This is a genomic window from [Borrelia] finlandensis (assembly GCF_000181875.2).
Classification (GTDB): domain Bacteria; phylum Spirochaetota; class Spirochaetia; order Borreliales; family Borreliaceae; genus Borreliella; species Borreliella finlandensis.
In genome coordinates, this window is sequence record NZ_ABJZ02000005.1 from 89,965 (window position 1) to 110,060 (window position 20,096).

The 20,096-nt window shown below is 28.6% G+C and carries 19 protein-coding genes; 3 read left to right on the forward strand and 16 right to left on the reverse strand.

Going from position 1 to position 20,096, the window contains the following annotated elements:
• Positions 1 to 3: 3 nt before the first annotated feature.
• From BSV1_RS01660 to murI, 3 genes are read right to left on the reverse strand one after another with little or no spacing between them, the layout of a single operon-like run.
• Positions 4 to 2,346, reverse strand: coding sequence for an endonuclease MutS2 (locus BSV1_RS01660; RefSeq protein ID WP_008882823.1), 2,343 nt, complete (start codon positions 2,344 to 2,346; stop codon positions 4 to 6).
• Positions 2,336 to 3,259: a ribosome small subunit-dependent GTPase A gene (gene rsgA / locus BSV1_RS01665; protein ID WP_008882364.1), complete on the reverse strand. Its 924-nt coding sequence runs from the start codon at positions 3,257 to 3,259 to the stop codon at positions 2,336 to 2,338. Before rsgA ends, BSV1_RS01660 begins: the two co-directional genes overlap by 11 nt.
• Positions 3,256 to 4,041: a glutamate racemase gene (gene murI, locus BSV1_RS01670; protein WP_008882716.1), complete on the reverse strand. Its 786-nt coding sequence runs from the start codon at positions 4,039 to 4,041 to the stop codon at positions 3,256 to 3,258. The genes rsgA and murI overlap by 4 nt, the downstream gene beginning before the upstream one ends.
• Before the next feature lie 168 nt (positions 4,042 to 4,209).
• On the opposite strand from murI, the gene asnS reads away from it, so the two are divergent.
• Both asnS and BSV1_RS01680 read left to right on the forward strand, forming a co-directional pair.
• Positions 4,210 to 5,598, forward strand: coding sequence for an asparagine--tRNA ligase (gene asnS / locus BSV1_RS01675; protein WP_008882798.1), 1,389 nt, complete (start codon positions 4,210 to 4,212; stop codon positions 5,596 to 5,598).
• Between the two features lie 22 nt (positions 5,599 to 5,620).
• Positions 5,621 to 6,142 (forward strand): hypothetical protein, encoded by a 522-nt coding sequence (locus tag BSV1_RS01680; protein WP_008882699.1) that lies wholly within the window; start codon positions 5,621 to 5,623, stop codon positions 6,140 to 6,142.
• Here BSV1_RS01680 and BSV1_RS01685 read toward each other — a convergent pair.
• The 7 genes from BSV1_RS01685 to BSV1_RS01715 all read right to left on the reverse strand — a co-directional run bounded on the left by BSV1_RS01685 (position 6,139) and on the right by BSV1_RS01715 (position 13,555).
• Positions 6,139 to 6,729, reverse strand: a complete 591-nt coding sequence (locus BSV1_RS01685; RefSeq protein WP_008882511.1) for a phosphoribosyltransferase — start codon at positions 6,727 to 6,729, stop codon at positions 6,139 to 6,141. The two genes, BSV1_RS01680 and BSV1_RS01685, sit on opposite strands and share 4 nt — an antisense overlap.
• 180 nt (positions 6,730 to 6,909) lie before the next feature.
• Positions 6,910 to 8,334: a DegQ family serine endoprotease HtrA gene (gene htrA, locus BSV1_RS01690; RefSeq protein ID WP_002663698.1), complete on the reverse strand. Its 1,425-nt coding sequence runs from the start codon at positions 8,332 to 8,334 to the stop codon at positions 6,910 to 6,912.
• 66 nt (positions 8,335 to 8,400) lie between these two features.
• A complete protein-coding gene (map, locus tag BSV1_RS01695) occupies positions 8,401 to 9,156 on the reverse strand; it encodes a type I methionyl aminopeptidase (protein ID WP_008882715.1) in 756 nt (251 codons plus the stop codon).
• Positions 9,149 to 10,816 carry a tetratricopeptide repeat protein gene (locus tag BSV1_RS01700; RefSeq protein ID WP_039949478.1) on the reverse strand — a complete coding sequence of 556 codons (1,668 nt, stop codon included), beginning with the start codon at positions 10,814 to 10,816 and terminating at the stop codon, positions 9,149 to 9,151. Before BSV1_RS01700 ends, map begins: the two co-directional genes overlap by 8 nt.
• Positions 10,803 to 11,231 (reverse strand): transcription antitermination factor NusB, encoded by a 429-nt coding sequence (gene nusB / locus BSV1_RS01705; protein ID WP_039949481.1) that lies wholly within the window; start codon positions 11,229 to 11,231, stop codon positions 10,803 to 10,805. The genes BSV1_RS01700 and nusB overlap by 14 nt, the downstream gene beginning before the upstream one ends.
• A 37-nt stretch (positions 11,232 to 11,268) precedes the next feature.
• On the reverse strand, positions 11,269 to 12,279 hold the full coding sequence (locus BSV1_RS01710) for a peptidylprolyl isomerase (RefSeq protein WP_008882452.1): 1,011 nt from the start codon (positions 12,277 to 12,279) through the stop codon (positions 11,269 to 11,271).
• A 79-nt stretch (positions 12,280 to 12,358) separates the two neighbouring features.
• Complete coding sequence (locus tag BSV1_RS01715; protein WP_008882651.1) at positions 12,359 to 13,555, reverse strand: acetyl-CoA C-acyltransferase; 1,197 nt, start codon at positions 13,553 to 13,555, stop codon at positions 12,359 to 12,361.
• Between the two features lie 136 nt (positions 13,556 to 13,691).
• On the opposite strand from BSV1_RS01715, the gene BSV1_RS01720 reads away from it, so the two are divergent.
• Positions 13,692 to 15,056, forward strand: coding sequence for a hypothetical protein (locus tag BSV1_RS01720; protein WP_008882336.1), 1,365 nt, complete (start codon positions 13,692 to 13,694; stop codon positions 15,054 to 15,056).
• A 3-nt stretch (positions 15,057 to 15,059) separates the two neighbouring features.
• Here the strand turns inward: BSV1_RS01720 and dnaB are convergent, their stop codons facing one another.
• The 6 genes from dnaB to BSV1_RS01750 all read right to left on the reverse strand — a co-directional run bounded on the left by dnaB (position 15,060) and on the right by BSV1_RS01750 (position 19,988).
• Complete coding sequence (gene dnaB / locus BSV1_RS01725; RefSeq protein ID WP_008882543.1) at positions 15,060 to 16,427, reverse strand: replicative DNA helicase; 1,368 nt, start codon at positions 16,425 to 16,427, stop codon at positions 15,060 to 15,062.
• Positions 16,428 to 16,430: 3 nt separating this feature from the next.
• Positions 16,431 to 16,952, reverse strand: a complete 522-nt coding sequence (gene rplI, locus BSV1_RS01730) for a 50S ribosomal protein L9 (RefSeq protein ID WP_008882747.1) — start codon at positions 16,950 to 16,952, stop codon at positions 16,431 to 16,433.
• A 16-nt stretch (positions 16,953 to 16,968) separates the two neighbouring features.
• Positions 16,969 to 17,259, reverse strand: coding sequence for a 30S ribosomal protein S18 (rpsR, locus tag BSV1_RS01735; protein WP_002556715.1), 291 nt, complete (start codon positions 17,257 to 17,259; stop codon positions 16,969 to 16,971).
• A 13-nt stretch (positions 17,260 to 17,272) separates the two neighbouring features.
• Positions 17,273 to 17,722 carry a single-stranded DNA-binding protein gene (locus BSV1_RS01740; protein ID WP_008882656.1) on the reverse strand — a complete coding sequence of 150 codons (450 nt, stop codon included), beginning with the start codon at positions 17,720 to 17,722 and terminating at the stop codon, positions 17,273 to 17,275.
• 11 nt (positions 17,723 to 17,733) lie between these two features.
• Positions 17,734 to 18,153: a 30S ribosomal protein S6 gene (gene rpsF, locus BSV1_RS01745; RefSeq protein ID WP_008882471.1), complete on the reverse strand. Its 420-nt coding sequence runs from the start codon at positions 18,151 to 18,153 to the stop codon at positions 17,734 to 17,736.
• A gap of 140 nt (positions 18,154 to 18,293) precedes the next feature.
• Entirely contained in the window at positions 18,294 to 19,988 is a 1,695-nt protein-coding gene (locus BSV1_RS01750; RefSeq protein WP_008882390.1) for a PTS transporter subunit EIIC, read from the reverse strand.
• Positions 19,989 to 20,096 lie beyond the last annotated feature (108 nt).

Here is a 20,096-nt window from a genome sequence, read left to right on the forward strand (position 1 = left end):
AAATTAAATCTCAACTATGGTTTTTCCAGACCCTCCATCACTAGGGTGAGCAAAATAATATTTTCTAACAAACTTCAATTCTTTTAGTAAATTGTGAACTTCTCTCATAAGATGGCCTTCCCCTTTTCCATGAATGATCTCAAATTTATTAATACCATTTAATATAATATTATCTATTTTCTTATTCAAAAAGTCTAGAGCATCAATAGACCTCATACCCCTAATATCAATGGTAAAACTTAATAAATTTTCCTTATTATAATCAATTAAAAAGTTAAAATTTTTTCCATTCTCTTCTTTTTCTTTAAAGTTTTCCAAAGATATCTCTGAGCCAGAAACACTAACGTTAAAAGCACCTACATTAACGGTGATCTTCTTTTTTGAAATCCCGACTATTTTTCCTTTTGCATTAGAATTAACTATTCTAACTCTGTCTCCTATTTTAAAATCTGCAAACACATTTCTCTTATTGTTAAGAGAATTCACTTTATTTGTCTTGAGGTCTATATTTTTTTCCAAATCTGATATAAAAGCTTTATTCTTTGCAACATTAATATTGCCCTCTTTTATTTCTCTAACCAAATTTTCTAAAACTTTTCTTGAATTTTTTAAAAATTCATTCTGCTCATTTAAAAGCTGTGTCTCAATATTTTTTTCCCTTAATAAAAGATCTTGATAAAAATTTTCTAGCTCTTTTTCTTGCAATTCTATTTGGATTAATTTCTTATCCATACTTTCTTTAATTAAAAGCAAATCTTTTTCTTTTTCTATTAATTTTTCTAAAATTTCATTAATTTCTGTTTTTTGAGATGAATAAATTTCATTAGCACGAATTAATATGCTCCTGTCAATCAAAGCCTTGCTAGCAACATTAAACGCATAACTTTCACCAGGAATGGAAAAAATTAAATTATAATTAGGCTGCATTGTCTCTAAATCCATCCGCATAGAAGCATTAACAACACCTTTATGGGTATATGCAAAATATTTAAGAGCATTATAATGAGTTGATATTAAAACATAAGAATTAATATTGATCAAATATTCAAGAATTGAAATAGCAAGCGCCTGCCCTTGATCAATGTCTGTTCCTGAGCAAAATTCATCAAATATTACAAGGCTATCTTTTGTAGTATGTTTTAAAATATAAGAAATATTGCTCATATGGCTTGAAAAAGTTGAAAGAGAATTAGAAATTGACTGCTCATCTCCAATGTCAATAAAAATGTTATCAAAAATTTTAAAAGTGCTAGACTCACCAACAACAATAGGAATCCCAAATTGAAACATTGCACTAAGTAGTCCAATTGTCTTTAAAGTTACCGTTTTTCCACCAGCATTAGGACCAGTAATAATTACAACACGATTCTCAGCAGGAGTAAAAGTTATTGCCTTTGAATCCTTTAACAAAGGATGATGTGCATCAAAAATATTTAATACATTTGAAATCTCGGGAAATACCCCTTTAGTTTTGATTCCATAAATCGCTCGTGCTTTTAAAGAATCATAATACAAAAAATTATTATAAAGATTATATAAAAGAACAATGTTGCTATGAACTTTAGCAGAAAGATTTAGTAAAATTTTCAAAATTATTCTTTCTTTTTCTAAGCTCAAATAATTTAACCTGTTGTTATCACTTACAATATCGTTTGGCTCAATATAAAATGTTTCACCCGATGAAGAAATAGAAATAATATTACCCTTAATTTTGCCTTTAAAATTAGACTTAAGAGCAAGAGTATATTTATTCGATTTATAATAAACAAAATTAGAAGTCAAATATTCTGTGTTTAAACTAATTATTTTTTTTATCTGATTTTCAACTCGCCTATTTAAATTTTTAATTTCAAATTCAATCGAATCATATTCTTTTACAACACCACTTTTCAATTCAAGAGCATCAACATCTATATATTCTTTCAATTCATTAAGCAAATTTTTTAGCTCTGGGTTTAAAAATAATAAATCAGATAAAATCTGAACATTAAGATGCTTGATATCGCTAGTTTTATGCAAAAATAAATTTATTCTTAAAACCTCATCTAAAAACACTATAATATCTCTCAAATTTTCAATAGAAACTCTTGAATTTTCTTTTGATAATAATGAAATGGGATATTTTAAACTATTTATAAAAGAATTTGGATATCCTTTACAACTTTCAAAAAGCATTCTAATCAGACTTACAAAGGAAAATATTTTCTCTAAACTTTCTTTTGTTTTTAATATTTTTTGATTACTTAGTAAATTAACAGTGTCCGGATTAGTAACGTATTTAGATACTAAAGATAAAATTTCATAAAAGTCAATATTTTTTAAATATTTATCTTGTTCATCTTGCATAATTTTTATAATTTTTAAGCTCTGACAAAATCTTTAAATAGCTTTCGTATCTAAGTTTAGAAATCCCATTATCCAAAGAACTTGTAACAGAACAATAAGGTTCGCTAACATGCAAACAGGATTTATATTTACAAAAACTAGCAAAATTTTCAAACTCTTTAAAATAATACTTAAGATTCTCAAAGGGCAATGTTTCAATTCCAAACTCCTTTATTCCTGGAGTATCAACTATTATTCCGCTCTCAGAATGAAATGATATTGAATAAACGGTAGTATGTTTTCCCCTAGAATACTTATGTGAAATTTCATTTACCGATTGAGAAGCTCTTGAATCAATCAAATTTATCAAAGAAGATTTACCAACGCCAGACTGGCCAATAAAAGAAGTTCTTGAATTTTTCAAAACCTCTTTTACTTCTTTAATGCCCTCAGAAGTTTTAACAGAAGTTTTTAAAACCTTGTATCCTAGATTTTCATAAATTTCAGAAAATTCTTGTGCCTTTTGGCTTATTCCTTTGTCAATTTTATTAATCACAATAATAGGAACAATATTTTGTTCTTCTGCAACAACAAGAACTCTGTCAATAAAAAAATTTTTCATCTCAGGAAAATTAGCAGAACTTACAATCAAAACATTATCAATATTAGAAACAATTGTCTGTCTAAGATCTGCTTTCTTATTGTAACGCCAAAGAATATTTTTCCTACTTAATCGCTTATCAATATACACTTTGCGAGAACTATAAATATATCCTAAGACTATATCCCCTGGAACTAAAGGACTGTACTCCTTGCAACCTGTCTCTAATACCTTACCTTTAAAAATTCCTTCATAAATTAACTTACTGTTAAGCTCTAAAATAGAATATATGTTATTAACTCCCCAAATAACTTCAAATTCAAGATAATTCAAACTATCATTCCCTTAAAGCGGAGATTATATTTTTTGCAAAAATTTTGATAAAAAGTTAAATTTTTATTTTCGGTCAAATAAAACTCATCATCTACAAAATCAAAATCATTCTTATAATAATTACCTTTATGCTCAGAAAAATTCATTGATCTAATAAGATTTTTTACCACTAATTCACGATTCTCATAAACAGGAATTTTTAAAAAATCTTCTATCATTGCCTTAAGATGCAAATAATGCGTGCATCCAAGAAAAACAATTTCTCTACCAGTATTTACAACTTCAAATTTTAAAGCTTCTAAACATCTAAGAGCATCTTTTTTGTAATTCTCTCCATATTCAACAAAATTAACAAGCTCTCCAGCGGCTTTTACAATCAAATCATTATGTATATTTACTTGATCCTTAACAAATTTGCTTTCAAGAGTAGTATTTGTTGCAATCAAAAGAACTCTTTTTAAAACAAGATCTGAAACTGAACTTACATCTGGCAAAGTATAGACTACTGGAAAAACAAAATTTAATTTATTGTATACACTAACAGAAATTGTATTACAAGCCAAAACTAATGCACCAATATTATAGATTTTTTTAAGTTTCTCAATCAAAAACAAAACTGCTTCTAAAAGATATTCAGGACTTTTTTCTCCATAAGGGAAATTTTTATTATCGGCAACATAAACATATTGGCATTCCCCTATTCTACTTTTAATATATTTAAAATAAGAAAGCCCTCCTATTCCTGAATCAAAAATAATTATTACTTCTTTGAAATTTTTCATTACAAAATAATAATCACCCCTAAAAAGTAAAGTATAAATATTAACAAAGTTAATATCAAGAATTAAAATAATAAAAATTGTTAAATGTTTTTTTAAAAAAAAGTTTTAAGCTATAATAAAATTGATTTAACAATATTAATAAGTTAAGTATTTAGGATGATAAATAAAATGTTTGCAAGCATTAAAGATATTTTAAAAAACCCAATTTTAAACAGCAATGTTACAATAAACGGCTGGATTAGAACCAAAAGAAGTAACGGCAAAATTGGATTTATAGAAATTAATGATGGTTCAACGCTTAAAGGAATTCAAGCTGTAATAAACGAAGAAGAAAATCAATTTAGTGAAAAAGATCTAAAAAAATTAACAACAGGAACAAGTATATCGTTAACGGGCCTATTAGTAGAAAGTCCTGCAAAAGGGCAAAATTATGAAATAAAAACACATAGTTTTAATGTAATCGGAGAAACAGACCCAGAAACTTACCCATTGCAAAAGAAAAGACATTCTTTTGAATTTCTAAGAGAAATACCCCATTTAAGAATACGAACCAACACATTTGGAGCTATTGCGAGGGTAAGAAATAAAATTTCATACAAAATTCATGAATATTTCCAAAAAAATGGTTTTTTTTATATTAATACACCAATAATTACATCAAATGATGGGGAAGGTGCTGGAGAAATGTTTAGAGTTTCCACACTAAAATTTAATAAACTAAACAATGCGCCTAGCAATATTGATTTTAAAGACGATTTTTTTGGAAAAGAAGCTTTTCTCTCTGTCACTGGCCAATTGCATGGGGAAGCATACGCAATGGCTTTATCTAAAATATATACATTCGGACCAACATTTAGAGCAGAAAATTCTAACACCACACGCCACGCTTCAGAATTTTGGATGATAGAACCAGAAATGGCTTTTTATAAGCTTAACGACAATATTGCCCTAGCAGAAGATCTCTTGAAATATCTTTTAAGTTCAATTTTAAACGAATGCTCACAAGATATGGATTTTTTAGAAAATTACATTGAAAAAGGTTTAATTAAAAAACTAGAAAATGTAATAAATTCAAATTTTGAGGTTATTACCTATACTAAAGCAATTGAAATTCTTGAAAACTCAAAAAAAAATTTTGAAATAAAGCCTTACTGGGGAATAGATTTGCAAACAGATCACGAAAGATACCTAACAGAAGAGACTTTTAAAAAACCGGTAGTGGTCATTGATTATCCAAAAAATTTCAAAGCATTTTACATGAAAGCAAATAAAGACAATAAAACTGTTAAAGGAATGGACATACTTGTTCCAAAAATTGGAGAGATTATAGGGGGAAGCGAAAGAGAAGATGACCTGCAAAAATTAGAAAATAGAATAAAAGAATTAAACTTAAACATTGAACATCTAAACTGGTATATTGATCTAAGAAGATTTGGTTCGGCTCCTCATTCTGGTTTTGGACTTGGGCTTGAACGATTGGTGCAATACTCAACAGGAATATCTAACATAAGAGATTCAATACCATTCCCAAGGACCCCTAAAAATCTTTATTTTTAATCAAAAGAAAGGAAACAAAAAGATGAAATTACCAAAACTTTACAAATTAATGCTACTCCTTCTTTTTACAACAAGATTATTTTCAGTAAAAGATGAAAAATCAGACAATAAATTGGAATTATTTTCAAACGTAGAAACAAAAATAAAAAAAAATTCTAAAAATTACGATTCAAGTTCAAACAACAAAAAAATTAAAAAAGAATCAATTTTAAAAAGAGATACAAAAAGAGAAAAAAATATAAATTCCAATATATACATACAAAAATCAAAAAAAATTAATTACCCCAACAGAAATTTAGGCAATAATATCAACCAAAAAACTGCAAATGATATAAATTTTACAAAAACTAGTTACGTTAAAGTTTATCCTAACTATAAAGATGATAACTTTCAAGAAATTAAAAATGCTAATAAATTTCCAGTTAAAACCAAAAAAACTCACATGCTAATCGGCCCAATATTAAAAGATAATCTAGGAATAATAATTAAAATGCTAAAAACAAAGGGATACACTTTAATAGAATATATAGAGGACAATAATTAAGATTTATTTTTTGCCAAAAATTTTAAAATCTCATTAAGCTCATCATCTATGTATTTGAAACTATTCTTATATTCACTTTCATTTAATCCTGTCAGCTCATGATTTCCATAATGAATCCAAGTATTTAATTCTTCTTGGTTATATTTATTAACATAATAATCAGGGATATAATCTACAAATCCATGATCCTTATAATCGTAAACTGCTATTTTAACATTTTTACTCTCTATGCCTTTTTTTAAAACTTCATTTCTCAAATAAACAATAGTACGACCCGTATCAAAAATGTCATCAACAAATAAAACTTTATCGCCTGCCCTTAAATATTTTGGATCATAAGTCCAGCCATCTATCATTATCTTTTTTTGCTCATTAAAAATATCATAAGATCTAGCAACAACAGCAGCATATAAAAGAGGTTTATCTACTTTTACAAATTTAAAAAATTCGCTAATAATATTGCCAAGATAGGCTCCTCCTCTCAGAGAGACATACATAATATCTGGAATAAATCCATCTTTATAAATTTTATAAGCAAGCTTAAATCCATTAATTCTTATCTCCTCATAAGAAACATATTTCTTCATAATTCAAACTTATTCCTTTTATTCTTTCCTAATAACAATAAAATTTATTTAATCAAAATATTTTAACTTGCAAATTAACACACAAATATTTGCATAAAATAAAATCATTACAATCTAAAAGCTTTGCAACTATATGTAAAAAAGGGCTAAGATCAACTCTTAACCCAAAACTAAAATTTACTAAAATGTAATTTTAAAAGAATCGTTTCCTCTTAAAATTTTATAAGTATTTTTTCCAACCTCAAGAGCATCATAAAATTCTCTTAAATTAGAAACACTTTTTGAATTTACAGAAAGAATTACATCTCCTGATTTCATTTTAATATTTGATGCTAAATTTTTATCAATATAATCAACAACAACACCTTTAATCCAATTTCTTAAATTAAGCTGAGCTTTAATGTCCTCAACCAATGGATACACAACAAAACCTGGAAGCATCTTTGAAGAAGAAAGCTCTTTATCCTTAGGTCTAACAGCAAGAACAATCTCAATATTTTTTTTGACATTACCTCTTAAGATTTCTACATTTACTTTCTCACCAGCATAAAAATCACTAATATATGATGTAACATCTTGAAAAACGCTCATGGAAACCCCATTAACCTTCATAATAATATCCCCTGCTCTAAGCCCTGACTTAACAGCGGGTGAACCTGGATAAAGAGAAGCAATAATTGCAGCTGAAACATCATTACTTTCAACCCCCAAGCTTTTTAGCACCTCAGAATCTCTTGTCTTTAGCGGATAAAAAGAAATTCCAAGCCACGCCGATTCAATTTTTTTACCTTTAAGGAAAAAATCTACAGTGCTTTTAATATTGTTAACAGGAATTGCAAAACCTAGCCCAATATTTCCACCAGAATTTGAAGCTATCCAAGCATTAATTCCAATAACCTCGCCCTTTATATTTACAAGAGGACCACCTGAATTACCCCTGTTGATTGCAGCATCGGTTTGAATAAACAAATTCCTTGATTGCAAATTAGGATTTGCAGAACGTTGCAATCCACTCACAATACCTGCTGTAACTGTAAAACTAAATTGAAAAGGGCTGCCCACTGCCATAACCCAATCACCTATTTCAAGCTTATCACTATCTCCAAGATCAGCTACTTTAATAGTTGCGTCATCGCTTTCAAAGCTAATAAGGGCAATATCTTTTTTTTCATCTTTGCCAATTAACTTAGCCTTGTGCTTTTTTTTATCATAAGATACAACTTCAAGTTCAGTTGCTTTATCTACCACATGACTATTCGTAACTACATAAAATAATGATTTTTTTTGAGAATCTCTACCAATTATTACTCCAGACCCCGCCCAATTGCTTTTTCTCTCAGAATCAAATTCTGGCATATCAAAAAAGAAAAATGGAATAGGAAAACTCTGCTTGATTACCCCTGTTGCATGAACTTCCACAGATGATGGTAAAATTTTCTTGGAAACCTCTCTAAAAGAATCTTGTAAGGCTCGTACGGTATTGTCCTTTTCTTCTGCAAAAACAATGTTGCTTCTATTAGAATCTAAATAATGCATTCCAATAAAAAATCCAATACTCAAAGCCAAAAAACTAAGAAGAAATCCAGAAAAAAACTTTTTTTCCACTTTTATAACCTCCACATAATTACTCAATTTTATAAATAATATTTAAATATTTGATTAATTTAAAATTTAAACTTCACTTAAAATTAAAGGCAATCCATCAACAACAGCAACAGTATGTTCAAAATGTGCAGAATAACTAAGATCAGATGCAAAAACAGTCCAACCATCACTTTTTATTGAAACCTTGTGCCCCTTTAAGTTTACCATAGGCTCAATAGCCAAAACCATACCCTCTTGAATTCTAATATTTTTAAAAAAAGGAGCATAATAATTTGGAACACTTGGTTCTTCGTGAAGTTCAAATCCAACACCATGACCTGTATATTCTCTAACTATTCCAAAACCAAACGGCTTTATATAATCTTCTATTGCCTTTGATATATTTAAAATTCTATTTCCAACTTTCATCTCAGAAATACCCTTGTAAAGAGAGGCATTTGTAACTTCTAAAAGTTTATCGATACTAGAATCCACATTTCCAACTTTAAAAGTTTTTGCCATATCGCTATAAAACCCATCAAGAATAACCCCACAATCAATACTAACAATATCCCCATCCGCTAATTTTCTTTTTCCGGGAATGCCGTGAATAACCTCTTCATTAACAGATGCACAAATAGTGCCCTTAAATCCACGATATCCCTTAAAAGCAGGCTTAGCTCTATTTTTAATAATAAAATCATAGGCTATCAAATCAAGCTCCTTGGTGCTAATACCAGGAACAATATTTCTCTCGACTTCTAACAAAGTAAGCGCTAACAAACTTGCTGAAGCTTTTATTTTTTTAATCTCATCTTTGGATTTCAATCTTAGTTTAGTCAAAATTCAACTTCCTTTCTCTAAGTGTATCTATCATATTTTTATAAAGCCTTCCTTCATCGGTTTCGTAAAAAGAATAAGAAGCCAAAATAGACTCTTTGCCTTTTTCCATTTTTCCTAAATAAAGATAATTAATTCCTTGTTTTAAGTAGATTTTTGATACAAGCTCACGCCCATAGGGGGTAGTAGAATCTTTATCGTAAAAACTACTAGGCAATAAAGATATTCCTTTATTAAAATATCTTTCCGCTTCTTTATAGTCTTTTTCAGAAAAGCTCAAAACTCCAAGATTATAATAAATTCCAAACATATATTTTTGAGATTTATTGTCAAAAATTATCTTTTTTGAACTAATAAAATCTCTTTTAAGGAAATAATAATAAAATTTATAAAAATCATACCAATCTTGTTTATTTTCAGAAAAATTATAAATTCTAAAAAATAAATCCAAGTCCTTTAAATCTGAATAAAGTAGCAAATTCCAAGCCAAAAATTGAGCAATACTAGAATTATACTCAGTCTTATAAAATAATCGCCACAAATAAGATTTTTTTGCCTCATACTTAGAATTTGCATAATTTAATGCAAAATAAAGTTTAAAAAATAACGGATCTTCCTTATAATTAGCCGTAATTTCATTAGCTTTAAAATAATTTTTAATTCCAAAGTATATGTTTGCTAAATAATAATTTATTATCTTATTATCTTTAAACACCTCATTAGCCTTATTTAAATAAGAAATTGCTATTTTATAATCATTCTCACTATTAGCTATGAGTGCAAGATTTAAATAAACAAGAACATTGTAATCAGGAAATCTTGTATAAAGCTTTAAATATTCATTCTTAGCATTCTTAATATCTCCTTTTTTAAAATAAGCATCGGCAAGCAAAAAAAGTAAAGTGGGATCTTCTTCATTTTTAATGGACTTAAGATTGGAAATTGTATAATCTAAATCATTAAGATTATATGAAATATATGCAAGTTCTTTTAAAAAACTTTTGTCTTCTTTGATTTTAAAAAGTATACGCTTAGCAGAATCTATGTTTTTTTTCTCTATATACAAAAGCATTGCATTTATTAAAAATGCATTATTTTTAAGATTTAAACCTATCTCTTCAAAAATACGAGCATCCTTTTCTTTATAGATTTTATCAATAAATTTGTTAAAATCTAAAATCCCATTATCTGAACTTAAATTTTTAATAAAAACTTCATCATAAAGACCTTGATACTCTTCGCTATTTAAAAGATATTCATTTGCAATTCTATAAGCATCTTTTAAAAGCCCAATTTTAAGCTTAGAATAAACTTCCAAAGCTCTTAATTTCAAATTCCCCGGCAAAACTTTAACACCAAGATTTACTATCTCCCCCATGAGATGATAATCACCTGTATTTAAAGCCCAAAGTTTAGCTCTTTTAGCAAGGGCTAGCCATTTAAATTCAGTATTAGCATAATATGATGAAAATAGCATTGCTTTTTTAGCATCAGCAAATTTTTTTTTATCAATATAAAAATCAATTCCCATAATAAGTTTGCTAAAATCTTTCTCACCTTTTAGAAGATATAAAATATTTGGATCGAAATAGAAATAAAAGCCACCTAAAAAAACTGATAATAAGAATAATGAAATGAACACTAAAGTTTTATTTTTTTTCAATACAACTCTCCATATTTTTAAGCAAAGCATCAAGTATACCATTTATAAACTTGTAAGAGTTTTTACTGCCATATTTCTTGGCAATCAAAATTGCCTCATCAATTACAGCACGTTTTGAATTTTCAAAATTTTGGAACTTCAAAGAATAGACGCCCATCCTAAGTATTGCAAGATCAACCTTATCCATGCGTTCTAAAGACCAATTCAAAGAAATATCCCTAATGAGGCTATCAATATGCTCTAAATTATTAAAAGTGCCAATTACTAAAGAAGAATAAAACGACTTAATAGATTCATTTTCTATGTCTAATCCTTTATCTTCAATATTAAAAATATCAAAAATATCGTCCATTGCGCTTTGATTAATATCAATGCTATAAATCTTTTGAAAAGCTAAAACTCTAACTTCATGCATTAAATCCATAATAAAATTATATAAATAAAAATATGTTTTATTTTAGACTAGAATCCAAGATTTGTATATTTGCAGACTTGTTAAGCTTACCATACATATCTTGCTGCACTTGAACAACAATTTGCTGTTGCTGAACATTAATCATATTATTTCTTATTGCATCTTTGACAATCAAATCTGCAGTAGGAGACACTTTATCATTCAAACCCAAAAATCTCTGAGCATATTTTTCTGTAACTTTAACAATATGAAACCCTTCCTTTGAAGCAATAGGCGAAGATATATCACCCTTATTAAAATTAAAAACCTCTTTCACAAAATCGGCTCCAAGAAGATTTTGAGCATTTTGATCGCCTCTTGATAAAAACCCAAGATCACCATTTTTAGCCTTAGAAGATTCGTCATTTGAATATTTTCTTACAGCTTCTTCAAAAGTAATTTTTTTTGATCTTATTTGGCTTAAAATATTTTTTGCTTGATCTAAAACATCTGATCTTTTTTTATCTTTAGTAGAAAAAAATATATGACTAACCCTTGAAATATCAGGATTTACAAATTTAGTTTTATTAGCCTCATAATACTCAATAATTTCTTTCTCACTAGGAGTTTTAATTTCAGAAAACTTGGGCTGAGCTTGCTTTAAAACAAGCTTTTGAGAAGACAGAGATCTTTTCATTGAAGACAAAAGCTCGCCCCAATTTGTACCTTGTTTTTCTATCATCTGCTTGATTTGTTCATCAGTAAAATTCACAAGTCCAAATTGAGTTCTAATTGTTTGCATAACCTCATCATCTGAAATTTTAATTCCTTGTTTTGAAGCCTCTTGACTAAAAAGAACATCTGCTATTAAAACTTGCAGAACTTGCTTTTTCTCAGCATCAGTTAAGTCTCTACCTTGGGTCTTTTTAAATATATCAACCTTAGAATCAAAACCGGTTTTAGTAATAATTTCATTCTTATATAAATTAATAATAGCAACAGGAGTATTTTGAGCAAAAGAGCTAATCCCTACAGTTCCCAATATTACCCAAAATAAAAAACTCTTCATAACATAACCTCTTATTAAAGAATCACTTACCCACTAATTTAACAAAATTTTACATTTAAATCTAGTTAATAAAACATTTTCATCTATACAAAAAACTAGAAATTCCTTGTCCGCCACCAATACAAACAGATACTATTCCTTTTGTTTTATTCTTCATTTTCATAGAACGAGAAAGTGTTAATAAAATTCTTGAACCGCTAACGGCAAACGGATGCCCCAAAGCAATAGCACCACCATTTACATTAATAATATCACTAGTTATATTGTATTTTTTAAACAAGGCCTTTTCAATGCTTAATGCTTGAGCTGCAAATGCCTCATTTACCTCAATCAAATCTATTTCGCTAGGATTTAAACTTAATTTACTAATAATACCTTCAATAGCCATATAAGCTCCAAAACCCATATAAAGTGGATCAAGCCCCACGCTTTTAAATCCCCCAATATAAGCTAATGGACTTACCCCTAAACTTTTTACTCTTTGCTCACTTGCTAAAATTAAAAAACAAGCACCATCATTTAAACTTGAAGAATTTCCGGCAGTTACTGTGCCTGATTCTTTAAAAACAGGATTAAGAGATGCTAGCTTATTTAAAGTTAAATTTTCTCTTATTTCCTCATCACTTGAGATAGTCATGCTAGAGTTGGTCTTCTTATCAAAAACAGTCAGGGGATAAATTTCATCCTCAAAATATCCAAGCTCTCTTGCCTTTAATGCCTTTACATGAGAATTATATGCAAATTCATCTTGCATTTCTCTTGTTATTCTATATTTTTTTGAAAGATTTTCAGCTGTAAGCCCCATGGAAATAAAATTCAGAGAATCTACTAGGGCGTCTTTTTGGATTGAATCTTCAATTCCAAAATTACCAAATTTAAGACCGTCAAATCTAATCTTTTTAGGCAATAAATAAGGAGAATTGGTTAAATCTTCAACTCCTCCAGCTAAAACAATATCATTGTCTCCAAGAGCAATAGAATTAAATGCAAGCTCCAAGGCCTTAAGCCCAGAACCACAAACTTTATTAACGCTAAATGCAGGCACAGTATCGCCTAAGTCAGACTTTAAAGCAATTTGTCTTGCAATATTTTGACCAAGTCCCGCAGATATTACATTCCCAATAATAACCTCATCCACTTTGTATAACTTATTTCTTTCAAGCAAAGCTTTAACAACTTTTGAAGATTCATCAATAATATTTAAACCCCTAAAAGAACCTCCAAACTTAAAATTAGGTGTTCTAAGTCCATCAATAATAGCTACCTTTTTTATCACAATTACTCCTAAAGTCTTAATAAACTTATTGAATTATACAATACAATAGATCATATAAAAACTAAGTTTATTTAATAAAAATAAACTATTTAACCTGAATTATTTAATAAACAAGCTAAAATGTTATAATTTTAAAATGCGGTTTAAAAAAATATTTTTAATAATATTTATAATTTCTAATTTAAAAGTTTATTCTTATAATTATGCAATCCAATATAAAAATGAAGGTATTGACAAATATTATTTTGAAATACTAAATGATGGATTCGGATTTTCATTAAGCGATTTTTTTGATGACTTGAGAAGTGGTTCTCTTATTTTTACCTATGTTTCAAAATACAATTTTATAATAAATTTAGAAGCACACATGTTAACCTATAGGGGTTATAAAGACTCTCCGAAATCTTTAATTAGTAGAACAGACTTAATTGAAATAGGCTTCATGTACTATTTTCCAATCTTGTTGCTAATTAATGGAAAAAATTTTGGAGAAATAGACTTGGGAATTGGAGTTAAAAACTTATTATTTGGAGACTGGGGAGGGCATTTAATGCAAAGCATAATTCACCTCATTTTAAATCAACACCGTCCAATTCCAAGTATAAAAAGCTACGACAGCTACAATTATAGAGGATTTTTAAGCTTTGCTCTAAATTACTCTTACATGAATTTTTTAAATTTAGAAAATTATATGGATCTATCTTATTTTGCAGATTATTTTATTAAAAACAGTATTGGAATTACCTTAAAAAATGAAAATATTGGATTTGATATAAAACTTTATTCCCAAATTCAAAATCAAATCAAAAGCCTCAAAACATATTCAAAAACACAAGAAGCAGAAACAGGAATTGGAATAAATTATCAATTTTACTCTAAAAATTTTTTCATAACCAATAATTTAAACATTAAAAATTTTTCAACCAAAGAAAATTTCTTAAGCATTGGGGGATTTGGAATAATCATTACACCTGAAGAATACAAAAAAATATCAGAATCAAATAATGAATTTAATGTTGTAAGTAATAATTTTTACTTTGGATTTGATATTATGATCCCATTAAAAATAAGAAATTCATTATTTTATAAAATAAATGAAAACATCAACCATTACTTTTCAATATCAACAAATTATTACACTAATTATAATGAAACTAATAGCTTTACAAATCAATTATCATCAGGCATCATGTATGAATTTTTACCACAAAAAACATTCAATCCTTACCTAATTTCGGGATTATTTTTTGCCTATAATCAAAATAACAAAGATATTAAAAGCATCTCAAGACCAATAAGAATAAAAAACATTCTTCAAGTCGGAATTGAAAATGAATTAGGATTTTTGTTCAAAATGCTAAAATACCGAAACACTGAGTATATTTTCAAAATATATTCAAAAGTTAGCTATATTCCTATAGCTTATAACTTAGATGAAAAAAAATTAGAAAAACATTCTATTAACTTTAATTATTTAGGAATTGGAATAGTCGTTAAATAACAACTAATACTGGTGGTCTTTGTTAACAAACTTAGTAATGTGTGGCAAAAATAATATATCTGCCCTACCTGTAGGGCCATTTCTATGTTTTGCTACAATAACCTTGGTTTCTATTGGTTCTATCTCAGCAGAAGACTCAAATTTAAAATCCTTATCCCTATGAAGCAAAATTACAATATCAGCATCTTGCTCTAATGCTCCTGATTCCCTTAGACTAGCAAGATTAGGCTCGCGCCCTTCTGTATCTCTTGTAAGCTGAGACAATGCAACAATAGGAATCTCAAGTTCTCTAGCAAGTTCTTTGAGAGATTTACTAATCGAAGCAACTTGTTCATGCCTTGGAAGATTTTTTGTTTCAAAAGAAATCAGACTGATATAATCAACAAATATTATATCTATACCATAAAATCGCTTAAGTTTTCTAGCTTGAGTTGCCAAAGTTAGCAAACTAATATTGGGAGTATCTTCAATATAAAGCTCAGAATCACTAATTTCATTTATAATATCATTTAATGATTTTATCTCCTGTCCAGATAAAATGCTATTTTGAACTTTAAAGCTATCAATACAAGATTGAGAAGATATTATTCTTTTTATTAAAGCATCTGCTGTCATTTCAAGGGAAAAAAATCCTACTTTTTTCTTTTCTTCTTTTCTTAATGCTATAGAAGAAGCAATATTTAAAGCAAATGCCGTTTTACCGATGCTGGGACGAGCACCAACTATAATAAAATCACTATTTCTAAATCCCCCAATAAGAGAGTCGACCTTTCTAAAGCCACTTGGAATGCCAAAGTTTGCTTCTTTTTTCTTCATGCTACGCTCATATATCTCATTATGAACACGTTCTGCAATAACTTTAGCATGATAGAGGTTCTTACTAGAATAATCTAACTCAATTGAAAGAATTTTTTGTTGAGATTCTTCAACAATCTCATTAATAGATTTTGTAGAATCATTTATATAGTCATTAAGCTCCTTAGAAACATTTAAAATGCTTCTGCGAACACTCTGTTCTTTTACAATTTTCGCATAAACATTTATAGTTCTATCTGTTGGCAAATAAACTGAAAGTGAATCTAAATAATCAGGCAAATTGATTAAATCTTTTTTAATCAAAAGTTGCGTTTTTGAAACATGCTTAGATACTTCTTCAAAAACAGTAATAGGATCAATATTTTCCCTTTTTTCATAAAGCGAAACCATTGCTTTGAAAATCAACCTATGAGTTTCATTGTAAAAATCATCAGCTCTTACATGAAAAGCAATTTGCTCTATCTTATCTGAATTATAAAATATACTAGAAATTACCGCTTTTTCTGCACCATCATTAAAAAGAAGTGCAGAATTCGAAAAAGCTGCTAAAGCCACAAACTACACCTCTACTCTTTCACCTTGTTCATCTGCTTTATTCAACTTTTTACTTAAAGACTTTTTATCCTCTTGCTTTCTTTCTTTTTTTATCTCTACTTTAATAATAGAGCTAATACCTTCATAAAGCTTAATTGTCACATCATAAGTTCCAAAAGTCTTTAAAGTTCCATGATGTATATCTATTTTTTTTCTCTCTATATCAAAACCAAGTTTTAAAAGTTCATCAGCAATATTTAAACTGTTAATACTATGAAACAATTTGCCAGAATCATTAGATTTCATAAAAAATTCTAATTTAACAAGATCAAGCTTGGATTTCAAATCGTTGGCCATTTGTTTTTTTGCTTCCTGCTTTTTTAATATTGATCTTCTTTTTTGATTAAAAATCTCAACATTATATTTATTTGAAAAAACTGCAAAACCCTTGGGTAGTAAATAGTTTCTTGCAAATCCATCTCTTACCTCTACAGTATCTCCTTCTTTTCCAAGATTAATAAAATCTTCCTTTAAAATCACTTTCATAATTACCCCCAAATAATCATTTTTTTACAAAAGGCAACAAAGCCATATATCTTGCCCGTTTAATTTCTAATGCCAAGCGCCTTTGATGCTTAGCAGAAGTTCCAGTAATTCTTTTGGGTAAAATTTTACCTTGCTCGGTAATAAACTTTTTAAGAAAATCAAAATCCTTATAATCAGGATGTTTACCAGAATCACAAAATTTACATGACTTTCTCTTAAAAAATCTGAAATTTGAATTTTTTTTAAAGCCATCCTGCTGATTTTCAAATCTTGAATCTCTTTGATTTGTATCTCTATCTTTATACATAACTTAAACTCCATTAAAAAGGTATATCTTCGCTAAATTTATCATCAACAATATCAATATCCTTAACTACATCTTCTTTTTTATGATTTGTCAAACTATTAACATCTGAATCTTGCATTTGAATAGTATTAGAACCTGAACTAAACATTTGCAAATTATCTACAAATATATTTATCTTACTCCTCTTGTCACCTGTATTTCTATCTTGCCAGCTTTCATATTTAAGAGATCCACTTACCACAACTTGTTTGCCCTTTTTCAAATAATCGTTGAGACTTTCGGCTCTTTTTGAAAAAATAACACAATCAAAATATTGTGGATAATCAATCCATTCATCATTCTTCTTCATTCTTCTATTATTAGCTATAGAAAATCTAAGAACAGCCATACCACTTTCTGTATAAGAAAGCTCAGAATCTCTTGTAAGCCTACCAGACAATACTAATGAATTAATATCAGCCATTAAAAACCCTCTTATTTCTCCTGAATATCTGCGCTTTCAGGACCTGTTGGTGTTTCAACTTTAGAGGCACCTTTAAGACTGTCTTTGTCAATATTGTCTCTAAATTCTCTAAAATTTCTTCTTTTGATTTTTTTAGTATTGATCTTTCTAACTATTTTCACCAAAATCATATACCTAAGCAAGTTTTTAATTAACTTAAGCCTTGATTCAAGTTCTTTTAAATTATTGCCTTCCATACTAAACTCTATTATTTCATAACGACCTCTAGCCTGCTTTTTGATAGGATATTCTAAGGCTCTCTCTCCAATAAAATTGCTAACAACATCAGTTGCACCAAAAAACTCTAAAGATTTTTTAACCTCTTCTAAAGAACCCTTATATTCAATTTCTTCACTTTTAAACAAAAAACATGCCTCATATCTTTTAATCATTACTAAAACTCCTTATGGTCTATCGCATTGCAAAATATGCAACAAAGGTTACTTAGTTAGTATATAAAAGAGACTAATTTTTTTCAACAATAAAAACTTTTTATAACATACAAAATGTAACTGAAAAATAATCTTAAACCCTAATCTTCTTCTAATTCGCTAAGCTTATAGGTTTTCCCTGATTTACCTTGCTTTTCAAGTTTTTTGTCTTCCTTCATTTCAATATAAGTCTTAAAGCCTTTTTTTACATTATCAACTGCAACCATAACACTAGCTTCAAAAAGACTCTTTGGAGAATAGGTATCAATGGCCTTTTTAATATAATAAACATTAGATCCATAAAAAAGCTGAACCTTGCCATTAACAAGCCCTATTTTAAGAACTCCAGCCTCTTTAAGCAAATCATTATCAACAAGCTCAGTATTAACAACATCTACATGCAATCTTGTAGAACAAACATCAAGCTTTGTAATATTATCAAATCCACCAAGACCTTGAATTAAAAGATGCGCAATCCCTAGACTCTCTAGCTTTCCTTCTTGGCCTTCAAAAAATGGATCGTCTGTAACAAATATCTGAAAATCAAAGTATCTATAAAGCCAACTAAAAGTAAAATAATAAAGAGCAAAAAACATTGCCCCCAAAGGTAATACACTAATCCAATTTGTCTTAGAATTTCCTTGAAGTATCCCAAACATAAAAAAATCCAAAAATCCAGTAGAAAAGGTATTGCCAATCGTAACATCAAAAAAATTAGCAAGCAACAATGCAAATCCCGAATAAGTGGCATGAACAAAATAAAGCAAAGGCGCTGTGAAAATAAATAAAAATTCCAAAGGCTCAGTTATTCCTGTTAAAAAAGCTGTCAAGGCCCCAGAAAAAAGAAGCGCTGCAACCTTATTTTTATCTTCATGAACAATGCCCTTGTAAACCCCCAACGCCGCTCCAGGAAGTCCAAACATAATAGAGAGATAAAACCCACTACTAATTTTGGCAAAACCTGATGAAAATTTACCAAGTGATGGGTCTAATAGCTGAGCATAAAATATATTCTTAAGACCTCTAACAGTATCGCCATTAACTATCTCCACGCCTCCTAAAGAAGTAAACTCAAAAGGAAAAGATAAAATAGAATGCAATCCCAAAGGCAATAAAAGCCTATTTAAAAATCCATAAAGAAAACTGCCAAAATATTCAAACTTAAAAACAAACACACCTAAAGATGTAATTAACTTGTCAAAACTTGACCAAATTAAACAAAAAAATATAGCCAAAACAACACAAAAGGGTAAAATTATTACTATAGGCACAAAATGGCACTCTGAAAAAAAAATAAAAGGCTTGGGCAGCTTCATATTATAAAATTTGTTATGCAAATAACCAACTACAAGGCCTACCGCTAAAGAACCTGCAATTCCCGTATTTAAAGTTTGAACACCAAAAAAATTTATACGCCCAACAGAAGACATTGTCTCTGCTTCAACAAGCCCTGAAAAAGCCTCAATAAAATAATTTTCGGTAATATTAAATGTTAAATAACCAATAAGGCCCCCCAAAGCCGCTGTTCCCTGCCCCATTCTTGCAACTCCAATAGAAATTCCAATAGAAAAAATTAACGGCATATTGAGAAGAATAGCATTGCCTATAGCCTTCATTAAGCCTAAAACATTTTGAATAAAAATTTTATCAACATAAACAATACTAGAAGAATTTGAAAATACAGATCCAATACCAATCAATAAACATGAAACTGGTAAAATAGAAATAGGCACTCGTAGTGCTTTAGAAAATTTTTGCAAACTTGAAAAGTTAATTATTTTAATAAAATTAATCATGCTAAGCCTCTCCAATGCTAATTTCAGCAAACACTATTTTATTATAAAGCTTTTTTTGCAAAAAAAAACTTTACTTGCTAAACAAGCCAAATAATAAGATTGGATAAA